The sequence below is a fragment of the Streptomyces sp. NPDC049541 genome, from assembly GCF_044465725.1.
Taxonomy (GTDB): domain Bacteria; phylum Actinomycetota; class Actinomycetes; order Streptomycetales; family Streptomycetaceae; genus Streptomyces.
This window is the reverse complement of the sequence record NZ_JBITLY010000018.1, coordinates 88,492-105,819: the sequence shown is the minus strand read 5'-3', so window position 1 is coordinate 105,819 and position 17,328 is coordinate 88,492. Positions and strand designations below refer to the sequence as shown.

Sequence of the window (17,328 nt, the reverse complement as noted above, 5' to 3'; positions counted from 1 at the left end):
GGGCTCTTCCGGTACTTGCTCTCAGCGTTGCGGGCCATGGTGCTAGCTGCCTCCTGTCGTGGTTCCGGAGACCGGGGAGCCCGCGCCGCTGGTGGCGAGGGCGGGCTCCGTGCCGTCGACGGCACGTGTGGTCCGGTGCGGTGCCTGCCGCTCCCGCCGCTCCCTGAGGAGCGTGGAGCACCACACCGCGACCGGTGCGAGGGCGATGACCATGGCCAGGACCGCCCAGGTGCGCATGGCCGCATGGGTGTGGTCCAGGACGACCGAGGCGGCCAGCGAGGCCGCGAGGAGGATCGCCCAGAAGAGGTGGATACGGAAGGTGAGCAGCCGGTCGGCACTGGCGTCCGCGCCCTTGGGGGTCACGACGAACCTGCTGGGCCGGCGGACGATCGCCTCACCGAAGGACTTGAGGTAGATCGGCGCGGCCAGGGCCGACATCGCCATGCCCGCGAGCCCGCCGGAGCCCTCCGGCTCATGGGGCGAGATGTTGTGCCGCCGGTTCCACAGATACAGCCCGATCTGCAGGGCGGCGGCATCGCTGTAGAGCATCAGCCACACCGAGGAGGCGACCTGCGTCCCGGAGGCCCCGAACCAGAGGAAGAGGACACAACTGAGGATGCCCAGCAGCCAGTTGACGGCCGTCATCGGGTAGTAGACGAGCATCAGGGTGTACGAGAACAGCCGCCCCGGAGGCATCTTCCGCAGTGCTCTTCCGTACTGCTTGAACAGCGTCTCGTAGGTCCCCCGCGACCAGCGCATCTGCTGCGTGAAGAAGTCGGTCCAGGAGGCGGGCCCCTCTCCGACGGCGAGTACGTCCGGTGTGTACACGGACCGCCAGTGATTGCCGGTGACGGGGTTGCGCCGCTGGTGTATCTCGAAGCCGGTGGCCATGTCCTCGGTGATCGAGTCGTACAGCCCGCCTATCTGCTTCACGGCGGCGATCCGCACCACGTTGTTCGTACCGACGAACATGGGCGAGCGATACCGGTTCCCGGCCCGCTGGATCAGCGCGTGGAAGAGGAACTGCTGGGACTCGGCGGCCTTGGTCACGGGATGGTCGGCATAGTTCCCGTACACCTGGGGCCCGACCACAAAGGCGACGTCGGGGTCCCGGAAGTACCCCATCATCCGCTCGAGGAAGTTGGGGCGCGGGACGTGGTCGGTGTCGACGGAGGCGAAGAAGTCGTACTCGTCGCCGTGCAGGGCGATCCAGGCGTTGTAGTTGCCGTGCTTGGTCAGGGCCTTGTGCGCGCCGTGGGCCTGGTTCCACTGCGGAACGCCACGCCGGGTGAAGTGCCGGACCCCGAGCTCCGCGCACAGGGCCTTCGCCTGCTCGTCGTCGCCCTCGTCGAGGAGCCAGACGTCGAGGACGCTGCCGGGCCCGGCGTGGGTGATCCGGACGGCTCCCTCGAGGGTGGCGCGGACCATCGAGAGGGGTTCCTTGCCGGGGACGTACGTGGTGAGGAAGGCGACGCGGGTACCGGCTTCGGGGACCACCGGGACGGGGTCACGGGCGACCAGCGTGGCATGGGCGACAGAGGCGACATTGACCACCATGAACAGCTCGATGAGCCCGATGGATATGAGCATCGTGACATCGAGCCCGACCAGCCAGCTCTCCCCGCCGTCGCGCTCCACCCAGTGCGTGGGCCAGACGAGGTAGACGAGCAGCATGCCGGTGAGCACCGGCGCGAGGGTCATCAGCAGGACGGCCTGTATTCGGCGCGGCTCACTGGCCAGCAGCGAGGTGTACTGCACCTGGTACGAGGCTTCGCTCGGCTCCGTGAGAGGTCCGGCCAGTCGGCTGTGGGTGTCGTATGCGTAGCCCTCCGACTGCACGGCGCCCTCCAGTGAGTGAGGTGTGATCGGCAGAGGTGTACCGATCACCCCCTACACAACTGGAGTTTCGGGGGCAGGGCGACCTGGAGACGTCCAGGCGGGTGGGGCGGCCGCATCTCCCGCCCCACCATGAGCAGTTCGCCCGCCGGGCCGACGTGCTGGAAGCCCCGGGGGCCCTACTCGGCGAGGTAGCGCTCCACCGTCTCCACCTTGGCGGTGAGACCGTCGGTCACTCCGGGGCGGATGTCCGCCTTGAGGACCAGGGACACGCGCGGCGCCCGCGCCTCGACGGCGGCGACGGCGCGCTTGATCACGTCCATCACCTGGTCCCACTCGCCCTCGATGCTCGTGAACATCGCGTCGGTGCGGTTGGGCAGGCCGGACTCGCGGACGACACGGACGGCGTCCGCGACGTACTCCCCCACGTCGTCGCCGACGCCGAGCGGTGTCACGGAGAAGGCGACGATCATGCGTTCACGATTCCTTCCTGGCGTGCCCGGGAGGCGATGACGGCGTCCTCGGCGGCGCGCTTGAGCTTGCGCTCGGCGAAGAAGCCGCCGGTGGGCAGGACGGAGAGGAGGAAGTAGAGCCCGGCGGTCTTCTTGTCCCACTTCGTACGGTTCCAGGCGTCGGCCCAGAAGATCACGTACAGGATGAACAGAACGCCGTGCGTCAGGCCCATCGGGAACACCGCGTCGAAGCTCGTGGTCCGCTTGAGCACGGAGCAGGTCAAAAGGAGCAGGAACGACACCGCCTCGGGAGCCGAGACGAGGCGCAGGCGGCGGAGGGCGGTGGCGGTCTTGATGTCCACGGATCACCTTCGGTGGGAGACGGATCGCTCTTTGTGAACGGAAGCACAAGCGTCCCCCATTGTGACAAACGGTTCCCCTAGGGGTGCGCTCAGGGTGCGTCTCCACCCACGGGCCCTGTGCGCCGCACCCGGCGGGCGGCTACCTTCGCAGCGTGGCGATGTTCCGACTTCAAGGCAGCAAGGTGCTCGCCGTCGACATGACCGGGGACGCCGTGAAGGCGAAGAACGGCTCGATGGTCGCGTACGACGGGCAGATGGCCTTCAAGAAGATGACCGGCGGCGGTGAGGGCATCCGGGGCATGGTGACCCGGCGGCTCACCGGTGAGCAGATGACGGTGATGGAGGTGAAGGGGCACGGGACGTGCTGGTTCGCGGACCGGGCCTCCGAGATCAACCTCGTGAGTCTTCAGGGGGACAAGCTGTATGTGGAGTCGAGCAATCTGCTCGCGACCGACGCCGGCCTCAGGACCGGCACGACCTTCACCGGCCTGCGCGGCGCCTCCCAGGGAAACGGGCTGTTCACGACGACCGTCGAGGGCCACGGCCAGGCGGCGATCATGTCCGACGGCCCGGCGGTGGTGCTGAGGGTGAGCGCGCAGTACCCGCTGACGGTCGACCCCGGTGCCTACATCGCGCACCAGGGGAATCTGCGGCAGTCCTTCCAGTCCGGTGTGACGTTCCGCACGTTCTTCGGGGAGGGCGGCGGTGAGGCCTTCCAGATCCGGTTCGAGGGGGACGGACTGGTGTACGTACAGCCGAGCGAGCGGAACACGATCGCGGGGGATGTGTGACATGCCCTTCCGCGAGATCAACTCCAAGATGGTCGAGGCGACGGTGCTGCCCGGCCAGCGGCTGTTCAGTCAGCGCGGCGCGATGCTCGCCTACAAGGGCGAGGTGTCCTTCACGCCTAACATCCAGGGCGGCCAGGGCGGGATCATGTCGATGATCGGTCGCCGGGTCGCGAACGAGGCCACGCCCCTGATGAGCGTCGAGGGCAACGGCACGGTGATGTTCGGGCACGGCGGTCACCACGTCCACGTGATCAACCTCACCGGCGGCACCCTCTATGTGGAGGCGGACCGGCTGCTCGCCTTCGAGGGCACGCTCCAGCAGGGCACGATGTTCATGGGCTCGCAGGGCGGGGTCATGGGCATGGTCCGCGGCCAGGTCACCGGCCAGGGGCTGTTCACGACCACCCTCAAGGGGCACGGCTCGGTGGCCGTGATGGCCCACGGCGGGGTCTTCGAGATCCCGATCACCCCACAGCGGCCCGTGCACGTCGACCCGCAGGCGTACGTCGCGCACCACGGGGACGTCCGCAACAAGCTCTCCGCGGCGCTGGGCTGGCGCGACATGGTGGGACGCGGCTCCGGCGAGGCCTTCCAGTTGGAGCTCAGCGGCAACGGCGCGGTGTACGTCCAGGCCTCGGAGGAGAAACTGTGAGCACGTACGGGACTCCGGGCGGCCCGACGGTCTTCGACCCGATGACGCTGCCGGTGGACGACAACGTCAACAAGTACACCTTCTGCGTGGAGCTCAAGGGGAGCCAGTGGTTCCTGCAGAAGGGGAAGATGATCGCCTACTACGGCTCGATGGAGTTCAACGGCATCGGGCACGGCCGGCTCGACCGCCTTGTCCGTACGTCCTTTCATTCGCCACTGCATGCCAGCGACTGGGTCGTGGCGGAGGGCTCGGGCAAGATGCTCCTCGCCGACCGGGCCTTCGATGTGAACTCGTACGACCTGGACGACGGCAACCTGACCATTCGCTCCGGCAATCTGCTCGCTTTTCAGCCAAGTCTCGCGCTCAAGCAATCGATCGTGCCGGGTTTTCTGACACTCATCGGAACCGGAAAGTTCGTGGCAGCATCTAACGGTCCGGTGGTGTTCATGGAACCGCCGATCCGGGTGGACCCGCAGGCGCTCGTCGGCTGGGCCGACTGCCCGTCGCCGTGTCATCACTACGACCACGGTTACCTGACGGGCGTAATGGGCGGTCTACGTGCGATGACGGGCCTCGGCGGGGCCTCCGGGGAGGAGCACCAGTTCGAGTTCGTAGGGGCCGGCACCGTCCTGCTCCAGTCCTCGGAAACCCTCATGGCCGAGCAGGCCACGGGGGCGGTTCCACCGGAGCCCGGCGTGCCCGGTGGCGGCGGGGCACACATGGGCCCTTCACAGCAAGCCGGCACACCGCGCCTTCCCGGACAGCTGGGAGACCTCCAGCGTCGCTTCGGGCTGTGAGCGGTAGTCTGCGGAGTGTGACGTCGAACGTGTGCGCGCCGACACCACACCACCCTCACTAGTTCGCCTTTCAACATTTTAGGTAGACTTCATTCATGGAGACCGAGACGGCCACGCGCTGGCTGACCGATGCGGAGCAGTGCGCCTGGCGCACCCACCTGGAGGTCAACAGGCTGTTGACGTACCAGCTCGAGAGGGACCTGCAGCCGTTCGGACTGACGATGAACGACTACGAGATCCTGGTGAACCTCTCCGAGTCGGAGGACGTACGGATGCGGATGAGCGACCTCGCGGCCGCCACCCTCCAGTCCAAGAGCCGCCTCTCCCACCAGATCACCCGGATGGAGAACGCGAACCTGGTCCGCCGTGAGAACTGCGAGTCCGACCGCCGCGGGCTCTATGCGGTCCTCACAGAGCACGGCATGGAGACGATGAAGAAGGTCGCCCCGCACCATGTGGCGTCCGTGCGCAGGCACTTCATCGACCTGCTGTCCCCCGAGGCCATGGCGGAACTCGACAAGGCCCTGAAGCCCGTCGCGGAGCACCTGCGCGGTCAGCGGGGACGTCCCTAGCGGCGCTACGGCGCGAACGGCAGGCGGAGTCCGAAGTGACCCCGCCTGCCGGTGCGTCCCGATGGGCACACTCGCCCCGGCTGCCCGTCAGGCGGCGGGGACGCTCTCCGCCTCGCCCCGCTCCGGCACCGCCCCAGGGGTGCTCCTCGCCCGGCTGCGCCGCACCGTCGCGAGGGCCGTCAGCAGGGCCGCCGTGCCGGCCGCCGCGAAGCACAGCGCGGTCGGCATCCCGCCCACCAGGGGCCCCGCCACGGCCGCACCTGCCGTACTGCCCGCGTTCACAACCGTGTTGACCCAGGCCCCGACCCGGACCCGCGCCGCCGGCGCCGCCGCGTCATCGGCGATCAGATAGGCGGTGGTCAGCGCCGGCGACACGAAGAACCCCGCGGCCGCCAGCGCCACGGCGAGCGTGCCGAGCCCGGGTGCGAACCCGGCGCCGAACAACGCCACCCCCAGGCCCGCCGCCACCAGGGGCAGCCGCACCGGGGCCGGGACCCGCCAGTGGACAGCCCCGTTGACCAGACCGCCGACGGCACTCCCGGCCGACAACGCAGCCAGCGTCCAGGCCACGGTCCCGTCGCCGTAGTGCCGCTGCTCGGCAAAGGCCACCACCACCAGATCAACCACCCCCAGTGTCAGGCCGACCCCGCCGGCAGCGACAACGGGCTGCAGAACCCCCCGCAGCACACCCCGCCCGGCCTGGCGCCGCAGCCGAACCCGGCGCAGCCTGCTCCGCCCGTCAGTCCACGACCCCAAGAGCACCCCACGCCGTACCCCCGCCGGGCCACCAACCCGCCCGGCATGACCTCGCCGCAGCGCACCCCGGCCTGCGATGCCCCGCCCGGAGACGAGCCCGCGCAACGCTTCCTGCGTGGCCACACCCCTCCCCGGACGGCGTTCACCCGGCGCACTCCCCCCAACAGCACCCGGCTCGGAGAGCACCTTCGGCCGCGGCACGACCCCGCCCCGCCCGAAGACGAGCCCGCGCAGCCGTGCGCCCGCGCCCCGGTCTGCCCCCGGCCGTCCCGTACCCACGTCGGCGGGCCTCGCCGCGCCGACCGCCGGCGACATGACGAACCCGGCAGTCCCCGCCACGATCAGCGCGGTTCCGAAGGCGATGCCGGCCGTCGGCGGGGCGAAGCCGGTGAGGATGCCGACCAGGACGGGGCCCGAGACGAGGAGGAGTTCCTCGGCGACGCCGTCGAGGCTGTACGCGCGCTGCAGCAGGGCGCGGTCCGGGGCGAGCCTGCTCCATACGGCACGCATCGCGGGGCCCAGTGGAGGTGTGCAGGCGCCCGCCGCGGCGGCCACGGCGGCCGGCACGAGCGGCGAGACGGCTCCGGGGCGCCGGACGAGCAGCGTGAGCAGCCCGAGCAGGGCCGCGTACGCCGTGACCATCGGGACGAGCGTGCGGCGCGGCCCGTACCGGTCGATCAGGGCCGCCCGGGCGGGCGACAGGAAGACGCTGGTGGCGCCGAACAGCGCCATGACGGTGCCCGCCACCGTGTACGACCCCGAGGCGCGGTTCACGGCGAGCACCACGGACAGGGGGACGATGCCGTACGACAGCCTGCCGAGCAGGGCGGCGGCGAAGGTGCGGCGGGCATGCGGGATGCGGAGGACGGCGGCATACGACGGCCGTCCCACGGGCGTGGAAGACACGGGAGTTCCTCGGCTCGAGGCGGAAAGGGGGACGCCTGATCGCCGCGTCGGCCGGGCGGTCGGTCAGTCGGTTCGTCGGCCGACTGCCGCTCGCCGTACGCGGGCTTGGGCGGGCCCTATGCCAAGAGGAGGTACATGCGAATCAACGTAACAGCGCGGGCCGGGAGTTGGCCACGCGACCGTCCGCCTCAGCCCTGCGTCAGCCCCGCCACCAGTTCGTCCGCCGCACGGTAGGGGTCCAGGTCCCCGGCCACGATCCGCTCCGCCAGTGCGCTCAGCCGGCGGTCGCCGTGCAGGTCGCCGATGCGTTCGCGCAGGGCCGTCACGGCGATGGTCTCCACCTCGCGGGAGGCGCGGGCCAGGCGGCGTTCCGCCAGCACCCCCCGCTCCTCCATCCACGCACGGTGCTTCTCCAGGGCCTCGACGACCTCGTCGACGCCCTCGGCGCGCGCGGCGACCGTCTTGACGATCGGCGGGCGCCAGTCGCCCGGGCTGCGGGACTCGCCCAGGCCCAGCATGTGGTTGAGCTCTCGGGCCGTGGCGTCCGCACCGTCCCGGTCGGCCTTGTTGACGACGTAGACGTCACCGATCTCGAGGATGCCCGCCTTCGCCGCCTGGATGCCGTCGCCCATCCCCGGGGCCAGCAGGACGACGCTGGTGTCCGCCTGGGAGGCGATCTCGACCTCCGACTGGCCGACGCCCACCGTCTCGACCAGGATCACGTCGCAGCCCGCCGCGTCCAGCACCCGGATCGCCTGCGGGGCGGCCCACGCCAGGCCGCCCAGGTGGCCGCGGGTCGCCATCGAGCGGATGTACACCCCCGGGTCGGAGGCGTGCTCCGACATCCGCACCCGGTCGCCGAGCAGGGCGCCGCCGGAGAAGGGGGACGACGGGTCGACGGCAAGGACGCCGACCCGTCTGCCCTGCTTGCGGTACGCCGTGACGAGCGCGGAGGTGGAGGTCGACTTGCCGACGCCCGGCGAGCCGGTCAGACCCACCACATACGCATTGCCCGTCAGCGGAGCAAGCGCCTCCATGACCTCCCTGAGCTGCGGGGACGCCCCCTCCACCAGGGAGATCAGCCGGGCCACGGCCCGCGGCCGGCCTTCCCTCGCCTGGGCGACGAGTGTGGAGACGTCCTGCATCACAGCTCCGTTCAGAGATCGACGTACGAAGAAGAACTCAGGCCTTGGGTACCCGCACGATCAGTGCGTCACCCTGACCGCCGCCACCGCACAGCGCGGCCGCACCCACACCGCCGCCCCGGCGCTTGAGCTCCAGCGCCAGATGCAGGACGAGCCGGGCGCCGGACATGCCGATGGGGTGGCCCAGGGCAATCGCGCCGCCGTTGACATTCACCTTTTCCGTTGAAACTCCGAGGTCCTTCATTGACTGCACCGCCACCGCGGCGAAGGCCTCGTTGATCTCGATGAGGTCGAGGTCCTCGACCCCCAGGCCCTCCTTCTTCAGGGCGTGCAGGATCGCGTTGGACGGCTGCGACTGCAGCGAGTTGTCCGGGCCCGCCACATTGCCGTGGGCGCCGATCTCGGCGATCCAGTCCAGGCCCAGCTCCTGCGCCTTGGCCTTGCTCATCACGACCACGGCCGCCGCACCGTCCGAGATCTGCGAGGAGGAGCCGGCCGTGATCGTGCCGTCCCGGGTGAAGGCCGGGCGCAGCTTGCCCAGGGACTCCGCCGTCGTGTCGCCGCGGATGCCCTCGTCCTTGCTGAAGAGGACCGGCTCACCCTTGCGCTGCGGGATCTCCACCGGGGTGATCTCGGCCTCGAAGATGCCGTTCTTCTGCGCGGCCGCCGCCCGCTGGTGGGACAGGGCGGCGATCTCGTCCTGCTCGGGGCGCTGGATGCCCAGGCGGGTGTTGTGCTTCTCCGTGGACTCGCCCATGGCGATGTTCTCGAAGGCGTCGGTCAGGCCGTCGTACGCCATGGCGTCGAGCATCTCGATCGCGCCGTACTTGAAGCCCTCGCGGGACTTCGGCAGCAGGTGGGGCGCGTTGGTCATGGACTCCTGGCCGCCCGCGACGATCACGTCGAACTCCCCGGCGCGGATCAGCTGGTCGGCGAGCGCGATGGCGTCGAGGCCGGACAGACACACCTTGTTGACGGTCAGTGCCGGGACGTTCATCGGGATGCCCGCCTTGACGGCGGCCTGACGTGCCGGGATCTGCCCCGCCCCGGCCTGCAGCACCTGGCCCATGATCACGTACTGCACCTGGTCGCCACCGATCCCCGCACGGTCGAGGGCGGCCTTGATCGCGAAGCCGCCGAGGTCGGCTCCGGAGAAGGACTTGAGGGAGCCCAGCAGCCGTCCCATGGGCGTACGCGCCCCCGCGACGATCACCGAGGTCGTGCTGTTCGATCCAGACATGAGCTGCGATCCCCTTCCGGCTGCACTGCCGAGGAGTGAACGAGGGTTTACTTCGAATGTACTGAGTGGCACTCCGTGCCGTCACCCGGCAGCCGGTGTGATCGCTGGCACGTTGCGTAACCATTCCAGGAGCGCTGCACTAACACCATGCTGACGCGAATCGACCACATCGGAATCGCCTGTTTCGATCTCGACAAGACCGTCGAGTTCTACCGGGCCACATACGGCTTCGAGGTGTTCCACTCCGAGGTCAACGAGGAGCAGGGCGTCCGCGAGGCCATGCTCAAGATCAACGACACCTCCGACGGCGGAGCCTCCTACCTGCAGCTTCTGGAACCGACGCGACCGGACTCGACCGTCGCCAAGTGGCTCGACAAGAACGGCGAGGGCGTGCACCACATCGCTTTCGGTACGGCGGATGTGGACGCCGACGCGGCCGACATCAAGGAAAAGGGCGTACGTGTTCTGTACGAAGAGCCCCGGCGCGGCTCCATGGGGTCACGAATCACGTTCCTGCACCCGAAGGACTGCCACGGCGTTCTGACAGAACTGGTCACTTCCGCGCCTGTTGAGTCACCTGAGCACTGACCCCCGTACATATGGGCCGGTAGGGTTGGGGGCGGTCGCCGTCTCTGTGGGGGGTGACCGCACGCCGGGGACCGTGTTTCGGGGGTCGAGCGTCGGGGCAGCAGCCCATGCTCCGCCGTTGATCTGACACCATTCCCCGGGGGCCCCGTTCGGCGGATGGACGGAGCTCGTTTGGCCAGACTTGCGACCAGGGGACGGATGGGACCGCGCAGTGCGGGGCTACGAACGCCAGGAGCGAGAGCCGGCGGCTGACGTCGACCACCTCTCTCGGTTCGAGGCCGAGATGGAGCGGCTGAAGACCGAGCGGGAAAAGGCGATCCAGCACGCCGAGGACCTCGGCTACCAGGTCGAGGTGCTGCGCGCCAAGCTGCACGAGGCGCGCCGCACCATCATGTCCCGGCCCTCCTTCGACGGCGGTGACATCGGCTACCAGGCCGAGCAGCTGCTGCGGAACGCCCAGATCCAGGCCGACCAGCTGCGGCTGGACGCCGAGCGCGAGCTCAGCCAGGCCCGTGCCCAGACCCAGCGCATCCTCCAGGAGCACGCGGAGCAGGCCGCCCGGCTGCAGGCCGAGCTGCACCAGGAGGCGGTCACCCGCCGCCAGCAGCTGGACCAGGAGCTGGCCGAGCGCCGGCAGACCGTCGAGTCGCACGTCAACGAGAACGTGGCCTGGGCGGAGCAGCTGCGCGCCCGTACCGAGTCCCAGGCACGCCGGCTGCTCGACGAGTCCCGTGCCGAGGCCGAGCAGGCCCTGGCCGCCGCCCGCGCGGAGGCCGAGCGGGTCGCGAGCGAGGCCAGGCAGCGGCTGCAGAGCGAGGCCGAGGAGGCCCGCGCGGAGGCCGAGCAGCTGCTGCGCCGGGCGCGTGCCGACGCCGAGCGGCTGCTGAACGCCGCGTCCACCCAGGCCCAGGAGGCCACCGACCACGCCGAGCAGCTGCGCAACTCCACCGCCACCGAGTCGGACTCCGCCCGCCGCCAGGCGCAGGAGCTGAGCCGGGCCGCCGAGCAGCGCATGGCGCAGGCCGAGGAGGCGCTGCGCAAGGCGCAGGCCGAGGCCGACAAGCTGGTCACCGAGGCCACGGCGGCGGCCGAGAAGGCCCTCGCCAGCGCCGAGTCGACGAACGAGCAGCGCACCCGTACGGCGAAGGAGCAGGTCGCCCGGCTGGTCGAGGAGGCCACCAAGGAGGCCGAGGCCACCAAGTCGGAGGCCGAGCAGGTCGTGGCGGACGCCCGTTCGGAGGCCGAGCGGATCGTCGCCGAGGCCTCCGAGAAGGCCCGCACGATCACGGCCGAGGAGAGCGCGACCCAGCTGTCCAAGGCGGCCAAGACCGCCGAGGACGTCCTCAACAGGGCGCAGGAGGACGCGAAGAACACCACCAAGGCCGCCGCCGAGGAGGCCGAGCGGATCCGCTCGGAGGCCGAGGCCGAGGCGGACCGGCTGCGCGCCGAGGCGCACGACCTGGCCGAGCAGCTCAAGGGCGCGGCCAAGGACGACACCAAGGAGTACCGCGCCAAGACGGTCGAGCTGCAGGAGGAGGCGCGCCGGCTGCGCGGCGAGGCCGAGCAGCTGCGTGCCGACGCGGTCGCCGAGGGCGAGAAGATCCGCGCGGAGGCCCGCAAGGAGGCCGTCCAGCAGATCGAGGAGGCGGCCAAGACCGCCGAGGAGCTGCTCGCGAAGTCCCGGCAGGACGCGGACGAGCTGCGCCAGAAGGCCACCGCGGACAGCGAGAAGGTCCGCACCGAGGCCATCGAGCGGGCGACCACGCTGCGCCGGCAGGCAGAGGAGACCCTCCAGCGCACCCGTCAGGAGGCGGAGCGGCACCGAGAGGAGGTCGTCGAGCAGGCCGAGGGCATCAAGGCCGAGGCCGAGCGGGCCGCGCGGGAGCTGCAGGAGGAGACCGAGCGGGCCATGGAGGCCCGCCGCGCCGAGGCGGCCGAGGAGCTGACGCGGCTGCACACGGAGGCCGAGGAGCGCCTCGCCGCCGCCGAGCAGGCTCTGGCCGAGGCCCGCGAGGAGGCTTCGCGGATCCGCCGCGAGGCCGCCGAGGAGAGCGAGCGGCTGCGCGCGGAGGCCGCCGAGCGGATCCGCACCCTGCAGGCGCAGGCCGAGACGGAGGCCGACCGGCTGCGCAACGAGGCCGCGTCGGACGCGTCCGCGTCCCGGGCCGAGGGCGAGGCCATCGCCGTACGTCTGCGGTCCGAGGCGGCCGCGGAGGCGGAGCGGCTGAAGTCGGAGGCGCAGGAGAACGCCGACCGGGTGCGGGCGGAGGCGCTGGCCGCCGCCGAGCGGCTCGGCACCGAGGCCTCCGAGACGCTGGCCGCAGCGCAGGAGGAAGCCAACCGGCGCCGTCGCGAGGCCGAGGAGACGCTCGGCGCCGCGCGCACCGAGGCCGACCAGGAGCGCGAGCGGGCGCGCGAGCAGAGCGAGGAGCTGCTCGCCTCGGCGCGCAACCGCGTGGAGGAGGCGCAGGCCGAGGCCGTGCGGCTGGTCGAGGAGGCGGACCGGCGCGCGACCGAGATGGTCTCGGGCGCCGAGCAACACGCCCAGCAGGTACGGGACTCGGTGGCCGGGCTGCACGAGCAGGCCCAGGAGGAGATCACCGGGCTGCGCAGCGCCGCCGAGCACGCGGCGGACCGTACCCGGCGCGAGGCGCAGGAGGAGGCGGACCGGGTCCGCTCCGACGCCTACGCCGAGCGGGAGCGCGCCAGCGAGGACGCGAGCCGCATCCGGCGCGAGGCGAACGAGGAGACCGACGCCGCCAAGGCGCTCGCCGAGCGCACGGTCGCGGAGGCGATCGCTGAGTCGGAGCGGCTGCGTTCTGACGCGGCCGAGTACGCGCAGCGGGTGCGTACGGAGGCCTCGGACGCGATCGCCGAGGCCGACCAGGCGGCGGCGCGCACCCGGGCGGACGCCCGCGAGGACGCCAACCGCATCCGTTCGGACGCGGCGGCGCAGGCGGACGCCCTCATCACCGAGGCGCGCGCCGAGGCCGAGCGGCTCACCACGGAGACGGTCCGGGACACCGACCAACTGCGCACCGAGACGGTCGCGGAGGCCGAGCGGGTGCGGGTCGAGGCGGTCGCCAAGGCGGAGAAGCTCATCGCGGACGCCACCGGGGACGCGGAGCGGCTGCGCGCCGAGGCCGCCGACACGGTCGGGGCGGCGCAGCAGCACGCCGAGCGGATCCGCAGCGAGTCGGAGCGGGTCAAGGCGGAGGCGGCGGCGGAGGCCGAGCGGCTGGTCAACGCCGCGCGCGAGGAGGCCGAGCGCACTCTCGACGAGGCCCGCAAGGACGCCAACAAGCGGCGCCAGGACGTGGCCGAGCAGGTCGACACGCTCATCACGGAGACCACCGCCGAGGCCGACAAGCTGCTCTCCGAGGCGCAGCAGCAGGCCCACAAGACCACCGCCGACGCCGAGGCGCAGGCCGACACCATGGTGGGCGCTGCCCGCAAGGAGGCCGATCGCCTGGTCTCGGAGGCGACGGTCGAGGGCAACGCGCGGGTGGAGAAGGCCCGTGCCGACGCGGACGAACTGCTCGTCGGTGCCCGCCGGGACGCCACCTCCATCCGTGAGCGCGCGGAGGAGCTGCGCGAGCGCATCACCGCTGAGATCGAGGCGCTGCACGAGCGGGCCCGCCGCGAGGCCGCCGAGACGATGAAGTCCACCGGCGACCGCTGCGACGCGCTCATCAAGGCCGCCGAGGAGCAGCTGGCCAAGGCGCAGGCGAAGGCCAAGGAGCTGGTCTCGGAGGCCAACTCCGAGGCGGGCAAGGTCCGTATCGCCGCCGTGAAGAAGGCCGAGGGGCTCCTGAAGGAGGCCGAGCAGAAGAAGGCGGCACTCGTGAAGGAGGCCGAGGAGCTCAAGGCCGAGGCGATCCGCGAGGCCAAGCGCACGGTCGAGGAAGGAAAGCGCGAGCTGGAGATCCTGGTGCGCCGGCGCGAGGACATCAACGCCGAGATCTCCCGTGTCCAGGACGTCCTGGAGGCGTTGGAGTCTTTCGAGGCCCCGGCTGCGGGCAAGGACGGTGGCGTCAAGGCGGGGGCCACGGTCGGCGCCCCCCGTTCGGGTAAGCCGTCGGACAGCTGATCGACAGGGTCATATGCGGCGCCGTCTGGGGCCTTTGACCAATTTTTTGGCAAGTGGTCCGAGGGTTAGCCACCCAAAAGGGGTCTCATTCTCCAGATCAAACACGTATCCGCTCGATGACACACCGCTTCGGCCCCTAGGATTCCCCCTATCACCTCACCGGTCTCATTTGACAGGAACCCCATGAGCGACACTTCCCCCTACGGCTTCGAGCTTGTGCGGCGTGGGTACGACCGCGCTCAGGTGGACGAACGAATCTCCAAGCTCGTCTCCGACCGTGACAGCGCTCTCGCCCGCATCACCGCTCTGGAAAAGCGCATCGAGGAGCTCCACCTCGAGACGCAGAACGCCCAGGCCCAGGTAACCGACGCAGAGCCGTCGTACGCCGGTCTCGGCGCGCGCGTCGAGAAGATCCTCCGCCTCGCCGAGGAAGAGGCCAAGGATCTGCGCGAGGAGGCCCGTCGCGCGGCCGAGCAGCACCGCGAGCTTGCGGAGTCGGCGGCCCAGCAGGTCCGCAACGACGCAGAATCGTTCGCTGCGGAGCGCAAGGCCAAGGCTGAGGACGAGGGCGTCCGGATCGTCGAGAAGGCCAAGAGTGACGCCGCGCAGCTGCGTTCCGAGGCGCAGAAGGACGCGCAGTCGAAGCGCGAGGAGGCGGACGCCCTCTTCGAGGAGACCCGCGCCAAGGCCGCGCAGGCCGCCGCGGACTTCGAGACGAACCTCGCCAAGCGCCGCGAGCAGTCGGAGCGCGACCTGGCGTCCCGTCAGGCCAAGGCCGAGAAGCGCCTCGCGGAGATCGAGCACCGCGCGGAGCAGCTCCGCCTGGAGGCCGAGAAGCTGCGCACCGACGCCGAGCGCCGCGCCCGCCAGACGGTGGAGACGGCTCAGCGCCAGGCCGAGGACATCGTGGCCGACGCGAACGCCAAGGCAGACCGGATCCGTTCGGAATCCGAGCGCGAGCTGGCCGCCCTCACCAACCGCCGCGACAGCATCAACGCCCAGCTGACGAACGTCCGCGAGATGCTCGCGACGCTCACGGGTGCCGCGGTGGCCGCCGCCGGTTCGCCGGCCGAGGACGAGCCGATCTCCCGTGGGGTTCCGGCGCAGCAGACCCGGTAACACCGCCTGACGGCAGCAGAGGCCCGCACCATCTCCCCCGAGGGTGCGGGCCTTTGGCGTGTTTCCTACGACACCAAGGGCGGGCACTGCCGACGGCGGGGACACTGCCGTTCGCGTCGGCGTCCGAGCACGTCCCGCTCGCCGGCACGGGCACGCTCGAGTGGCAGCCCCCGGACCCCGGTCTTAGCGTGACTTCATGATCGAGCTCGAGGGCCTGACCAAGCGGTACGGCGAGAAACTGGCGGTCAACAACCTCACCTTCACCGTCAGACCCGGCATGGTGACGGGGTTCCTCGGGCCGAACGGGGCCGGCAAGTCGACGACGATGCGGATGATGCTGGGGCTCGACCGGCCCACCGCGGGGGCGGTCCGGATCGACGGCAGGCGCTACGACCACCTCAAGGACCCGCTGCGGTACATCGGCGCCCTGCTGGACGCCAAGGCCGTGCACGGCGGCCGCAGCGCCTTCAACCATCTGCTGTGCCTCGCGCAGAGCAACGGCATCCCGAGCCGGCGGGTGGCCGAGGTCCTCGACACGGTGGGCCTCACGGCGGTCGCGAGGAAGAAGGCCAAGGGGTTCTCGCTGGGCATGGGGCAGCGGCTCGGGATCGCGGGTGCGCTGCTCGGCGACCCACAGATCCTGATGTTCGACGAGCCGGTCAACGGCCTCGACCCCGAAGGCATCCACTGGATCCGCAATCTGATGAAGTCCCTGGCCGCCCAGGGGCGCACGGTCTTCGTCTCCTCCCACCTGATGAGCGAGATGGCGCTGACCGCCGACCACCTCGTCGTCATCGGACAGGGGCGACTGCTCGCCGACACCTCCATGGCCGACTTCATCGAGCGGAACTCCCGCTCGTACATCCGGATCCGCTCCCCGCAGCGCGAACGGCTGCTCGACGTGCTGCACGAGGAGGGCGTCACCGTCATCGAGTCCGGCAGCGGGGCGCTGGAGGTGGACGGCGGCAAGGCGGAGCAGATCGGCGAGCTGGCCGCGCAGCACCAGATCGTGCTGCACGAGCTCAGCCCCCAGCAGGCCTCCCTGGAGGAGGCGTTCATGCAGCTGACCGCGGGGGCGGTGGAGTACCACGCGCACGCCGACCCACCCCTGGAGCGGCGCTTCGAGACGCCCCCCGAGGCATACCCGCAGCGGCAGCACTGGGGCGAGGACTGGAAGAGGAGATGAGCATGGCGGCGATGCAGGTCGTACGGTCCGAGTGGACCAAGATCCGGTCGGTGGCGTCCACGGTGTGGACACTGTCCCTCGCCGTGGTCGTCACCATCGCCCTCGGCATGCTGATCTCGGCGCTGTCCAGCCACGAGTTCGACAGGATGAGCCGGCAGGACCGGCTGGCCTTCGACCCGACCTACATCAGTTTCGCGGGCATGAGCCTCGGTCAGCTCGCGATGATCGTGTTCGGGGTGCTGGTCGTCTCGAACGAGTACAGCACCGGCATGATCCGCACCTCGCTGGCCGCCGTACCGCAGCGCGGCACCTTCCTGTTCAGCAAGATCGCCGTGGCGACCGGCCTCGCGCTCGTCGTCGCCCTGGCGACCAGCTTCGTCGCCTTCTTCCTCGGGCAGGCCGTGCTCGGCACGCACCGCGCCTCGATCCAGGACCCGCACGTGCTGCGCGCCGTGATCGGCGGCGGCATCTACATGACCCTCATCGCGGTGTTCTCGATGGGTGTCGCCGCGATGCTCCGCTCACCGATGCTGTCGCTGGGCATCCTGATGCCGTTCTTCTTCCTGATCTCCAACATCCTGGGCAATGTCGACGCGACGAAGAAGATCGGCCGGTTCCTGCCGGACCAGGCCGGCAGCAAGATCATGCAGGTGGTCCCGCGGATCGACGAGGACACCTCGTACGGGCCCTGGGGCGGTCTCGGCATCATGGTGCTGTGGGTGCTCGCGGCCCTCGCAGGCGGCTGTGTGCTGCTGAGGAGGCGGGACGCGTAGCGCTCCGCCGGGAAGCGGAGTCACATCGCTTTACTTTCATTTGAGCGGAACCGTCAGCTCCTC

15 protein-coding genes are annotated in these 17,328 nt (G+C 70.5%); 9 read left to right on the top strand and 6 right to left on the bottom strand.

Annotated elements, in window-relative coordinates; translation table 11 throughout:
• Positions 1-42: 42 nt before the first annotated feature.
• The 3 genes from ACIBW9_RS40375 to ACIBW9_RS40365 all read right to left on the bottom strand — a co-directional run bounded on the left by ACIBW9_RS40375 (position 43) and on the right by ACIBW9_RS40365 (position 2,650).
• Complete coding sequence (locus ACIBW9_RS40375) at positions 43-1,839, bottom strand: glycosyltransferase family 2 protein (RefSeq protein ID WP_398963173.1); 1,797 nt, start codon at positions 1,837-1,839, stop codon at positions 43-45.
• 176 nt (positions 1,840-2,015) lie between these two features.
• Positions 2,016-2,309: an MTH1187 family thiamine-binding protein gene (locus tag ACIBW9_RS40370; protein ID WP_398963170.1), complete on the bottom strand. Its 294-nt coding sequence runs from the start codon at positions 2,307-2,309 to the stop codon at positions 2,016-2,018.
• A complete protein-coding gene (locus tag ACIBW9_RS40365; protein WP_398963167.1) occupies positions 2,306-2,650 on the bottom strand; it encodes a DUF3817 domain-containing protein in 345 nt (114 codons plus the stop codon). The genes ACIBW9_RS40370 and ACIBW9_RS40365 overlap by 4 nt, the downstream gene beginning before the upstream one ends.
• A gap of 158 nt (positions 2,651-2,808) precedes the next feature.
• Here ACIBW9_RS40365 and ACIBW9_RS40360 point away from each other — a divergent pair, with 158 nt between their 5' ends.
• The 4 genes from ACIBW9_RS40360 to ACIBW9_RS40345 all read left to right on the top strand — a co-directional run bounded on the left by ACIBW9_RS40360 (position 2,809) and on the right by ACIBW9_RS40345 (position 5,462).
• Positions 2,809-3,441, top strand: a complete 633-nt coding sequence (locus ACIBW9_RS40360) for an AIM24 family protein (protein WP_344399167.1) — start codon at positions 2,809-2,811, stop codon at positions 3,439-3,441.
• Position 3,442: 1 nt separating this feature from the next.
• Complete coding sequence (locus ACIBW9_RS40355; protein WP_398963164.1) at positions 3,443-4,093, top strand: AIM24 family protein; 651 nt, start codon at positions 3,443-3,445, stop codon at positions 4,091-4,093.
• A complete protein-coding gene (locus tag ACIBW9_RS40350; RefSeq protein ID WP_398963162.1) occupies positions 4,090-4,890 on the top strand; it encodes an AIM24 family protein in 801 nt (266 codons plus the stop codon). Before ACIBW9_RS40355 ends, ACIBW9_RS40350 begins: the two co-directional genes overlap by 4 nt.
• 95 nt (positions 4,891-4,985) lie before the next feature.
• A complete protein-coding gene (locus tag ACIBW9_RS40345) occupies positions 4,986-5,462 on the top strand; it encodes a MarR family winged helix-turn-helix transcriptional regulator (RefSeq protein WP_398963159.1) in 477 nt (158 codons plus the stop codon).
• Between the two features lie 87 nt (positions 5,463-5,549).
• Here the strand turns inward: ACIBW9_RS40345 and ACIBW9_RS40340 are convergent, their stop codons facing one another.
• The 3 genes from ACIBW9_RS40340 to ACIBW9_RS40330 all read right to left on the bottom strand — a co-directional run bounded on the left by ACIBW9_RS40340 (position 5,550) and on the right by ACIBW9_RS40330 (position 9,509).
• On the bottom strand, positions 5,550-7,124 hold the full coding sequence (locus tag ACIBW9_RS40340) for an MFS transporter (RefSeq protein ID WP_398963155.1): 1,575 nt from the start codon (positions 7,122-7,124) through the stop codon (positions 5,550-5,552).
• A gap of 188 nt (positions 7,125-7,312) precedes the next feature.
• A complete protein-coding gene (gene meaB / locus ACIBW9_RS40335) occupies positions 7,313-8,269 on the bottom strand; it encodes a methylmalonyl Co-A mutase-associated GTPase MeaB (protein WP_365839539.1) in 957 nt (318 codons plus the stop codon).
• Positions 8,270-8,306: 37 nt separating this feature from the next.
• Entirely contained in the window at positions 8,307-9,509 is a 1,203-nt protein-coding gene (locus tag ACIBW9_RS40330; RefSeq protein ID WP_115905843.1) for an acetyl-CoA C-acetyltransferase, read from the bottom strand.
• Positions 9,510-9,656: 147 nt separating this feature from the next.
• On the opposite strand from ACIBW9_RS40330, the gene mce reads away from it, so the two are divergent.
• From mce to ACIBW9_RS40305, 5 genes are all read left to right on the top strand, one after another.
• Positions 9,657-10,097, top strand: coding sequence for a methylmalonyl-CoA epimerase (mce, locus tag ACIBW9_RS40325; protein ID WP_099931336.1), 441 nt, complete (start codon positions 9,657-9,659; stop codon positions 10,095-10,097).
• Between the two features lie 211 nt (positions 10,098-10,308).
• Positions 10,309-14,187, top strand: a complete 3,879-nt coding sequence (scy, locus tag ACIBW9_RS40320; protein WP_398963150.1) for a polarized growth protein Scy — start codon at positions 10,309-10,311, stop codon at positions 14,185-14,187.
• 183 nt (positions 14,188-14,370) lie between these two features.
• Complete coding sequence (locus tag ACIBW9_RS40315; protein WP_398963147.1) at positions 14,371-15,306, top strand: cellulose-binding protein; 936 nt, start codon at positions 14,371-14,373, stop codon at positions 15,304-15,306.
• Positions 15,307-15,502: 196 nt separating this feature from the next.
• Positions 15,503-16,492: an ABC transporter ATP-binding protein gene (locus ACIBW9_RS40310; protein WP_398963144.1), complete on the top strand. Its 990-nt coding sequence runs from the start codon at positions 15,503-15,505 to the stop codon at positions 16,490-16,492.
• 2 nt (positions 16,493-16,494) lie between these two features.
• A complete protein-coding gene (locus tag ACIBW9_RS40305; protein ID WP_398963142.1) occupies positions 16,495-17,265 on the top strand; it encodes an ABC transporter permease in 771 nt (256 codons plus the stop codon).
• Positions 17,266-17,328: the final 63 nt, after the last annotated feature.

Coding starts and splice junctions, on each gene's coding strand:
- ACIBW9_RS40370 (WP_398963170.1), bottom strand. CDS start 2,309: ATGATCGTCGCCTTCTCCGTGACACCGCTCGGCGTCGGCGACGACGTG.
- ACIBW9_RS40360 (WP_344399167.1), top strand. CDS start 2,809: ATGTTCCGACTTCAAGGCAGCAAGGTGCTCGCCGTCGACATGACCGGG.
- ACIBW9_RS40355 (WP_398963164.1), top strand. CDS start 3,443: ATGCCCTTCCGCGAGATCAACTCCAAGATGGTCGAGGCGACGGTGCTG.
- ACIBW9_RS40345 (WP_398963159.1), top strand. CDS start 4,986: ATGGAGACCGAGACGGCCACGCGCTGGCTGACCGATGCGGAGCAGTGC.
- meaB (WP_365839539.1), bottom strand. CDS start 8,269: ATGCAGGACGTCTCCACACTCGTCGCCCAGGCGAGGGAAGGCCGGCCG.
- ACIBW9_RS40330 (WP_115905843.1), bottom strand. CDS start 9,509: ATGTCTGGATCGAACAGCACGACCTCGGTGATCGTCGCGGGGGCGCGT.
- mce (WP_099931336.1), top strand. CDS start 9,657: ATGCTGACGCGAATCGACCACATCGGAATCGCCTGTTTCGATCTCGAC.
- ACIBW9_RS40315 (WP_398963147.1), top strand. CDS start 14,371: ATGAGCGACACTTCCCCCTACGGCTTCGAGCTTGTGCGGCGTGGGTAC.
- ACIBW9_RS40310 (WP_398963144.1), top strand. CDS start 15,503: ATGATCGAGCTCGAGGGCCTGACCAAGCGGTACGGCGAGAAACTGGCG.
- ACIBW9_RS40305 (WP_398963142.1), top strand. CDS start 16,495: ATGGCGGCGATGCAGGTCGTACGGTCCGAGTGGACCAAGATCCGGTCG.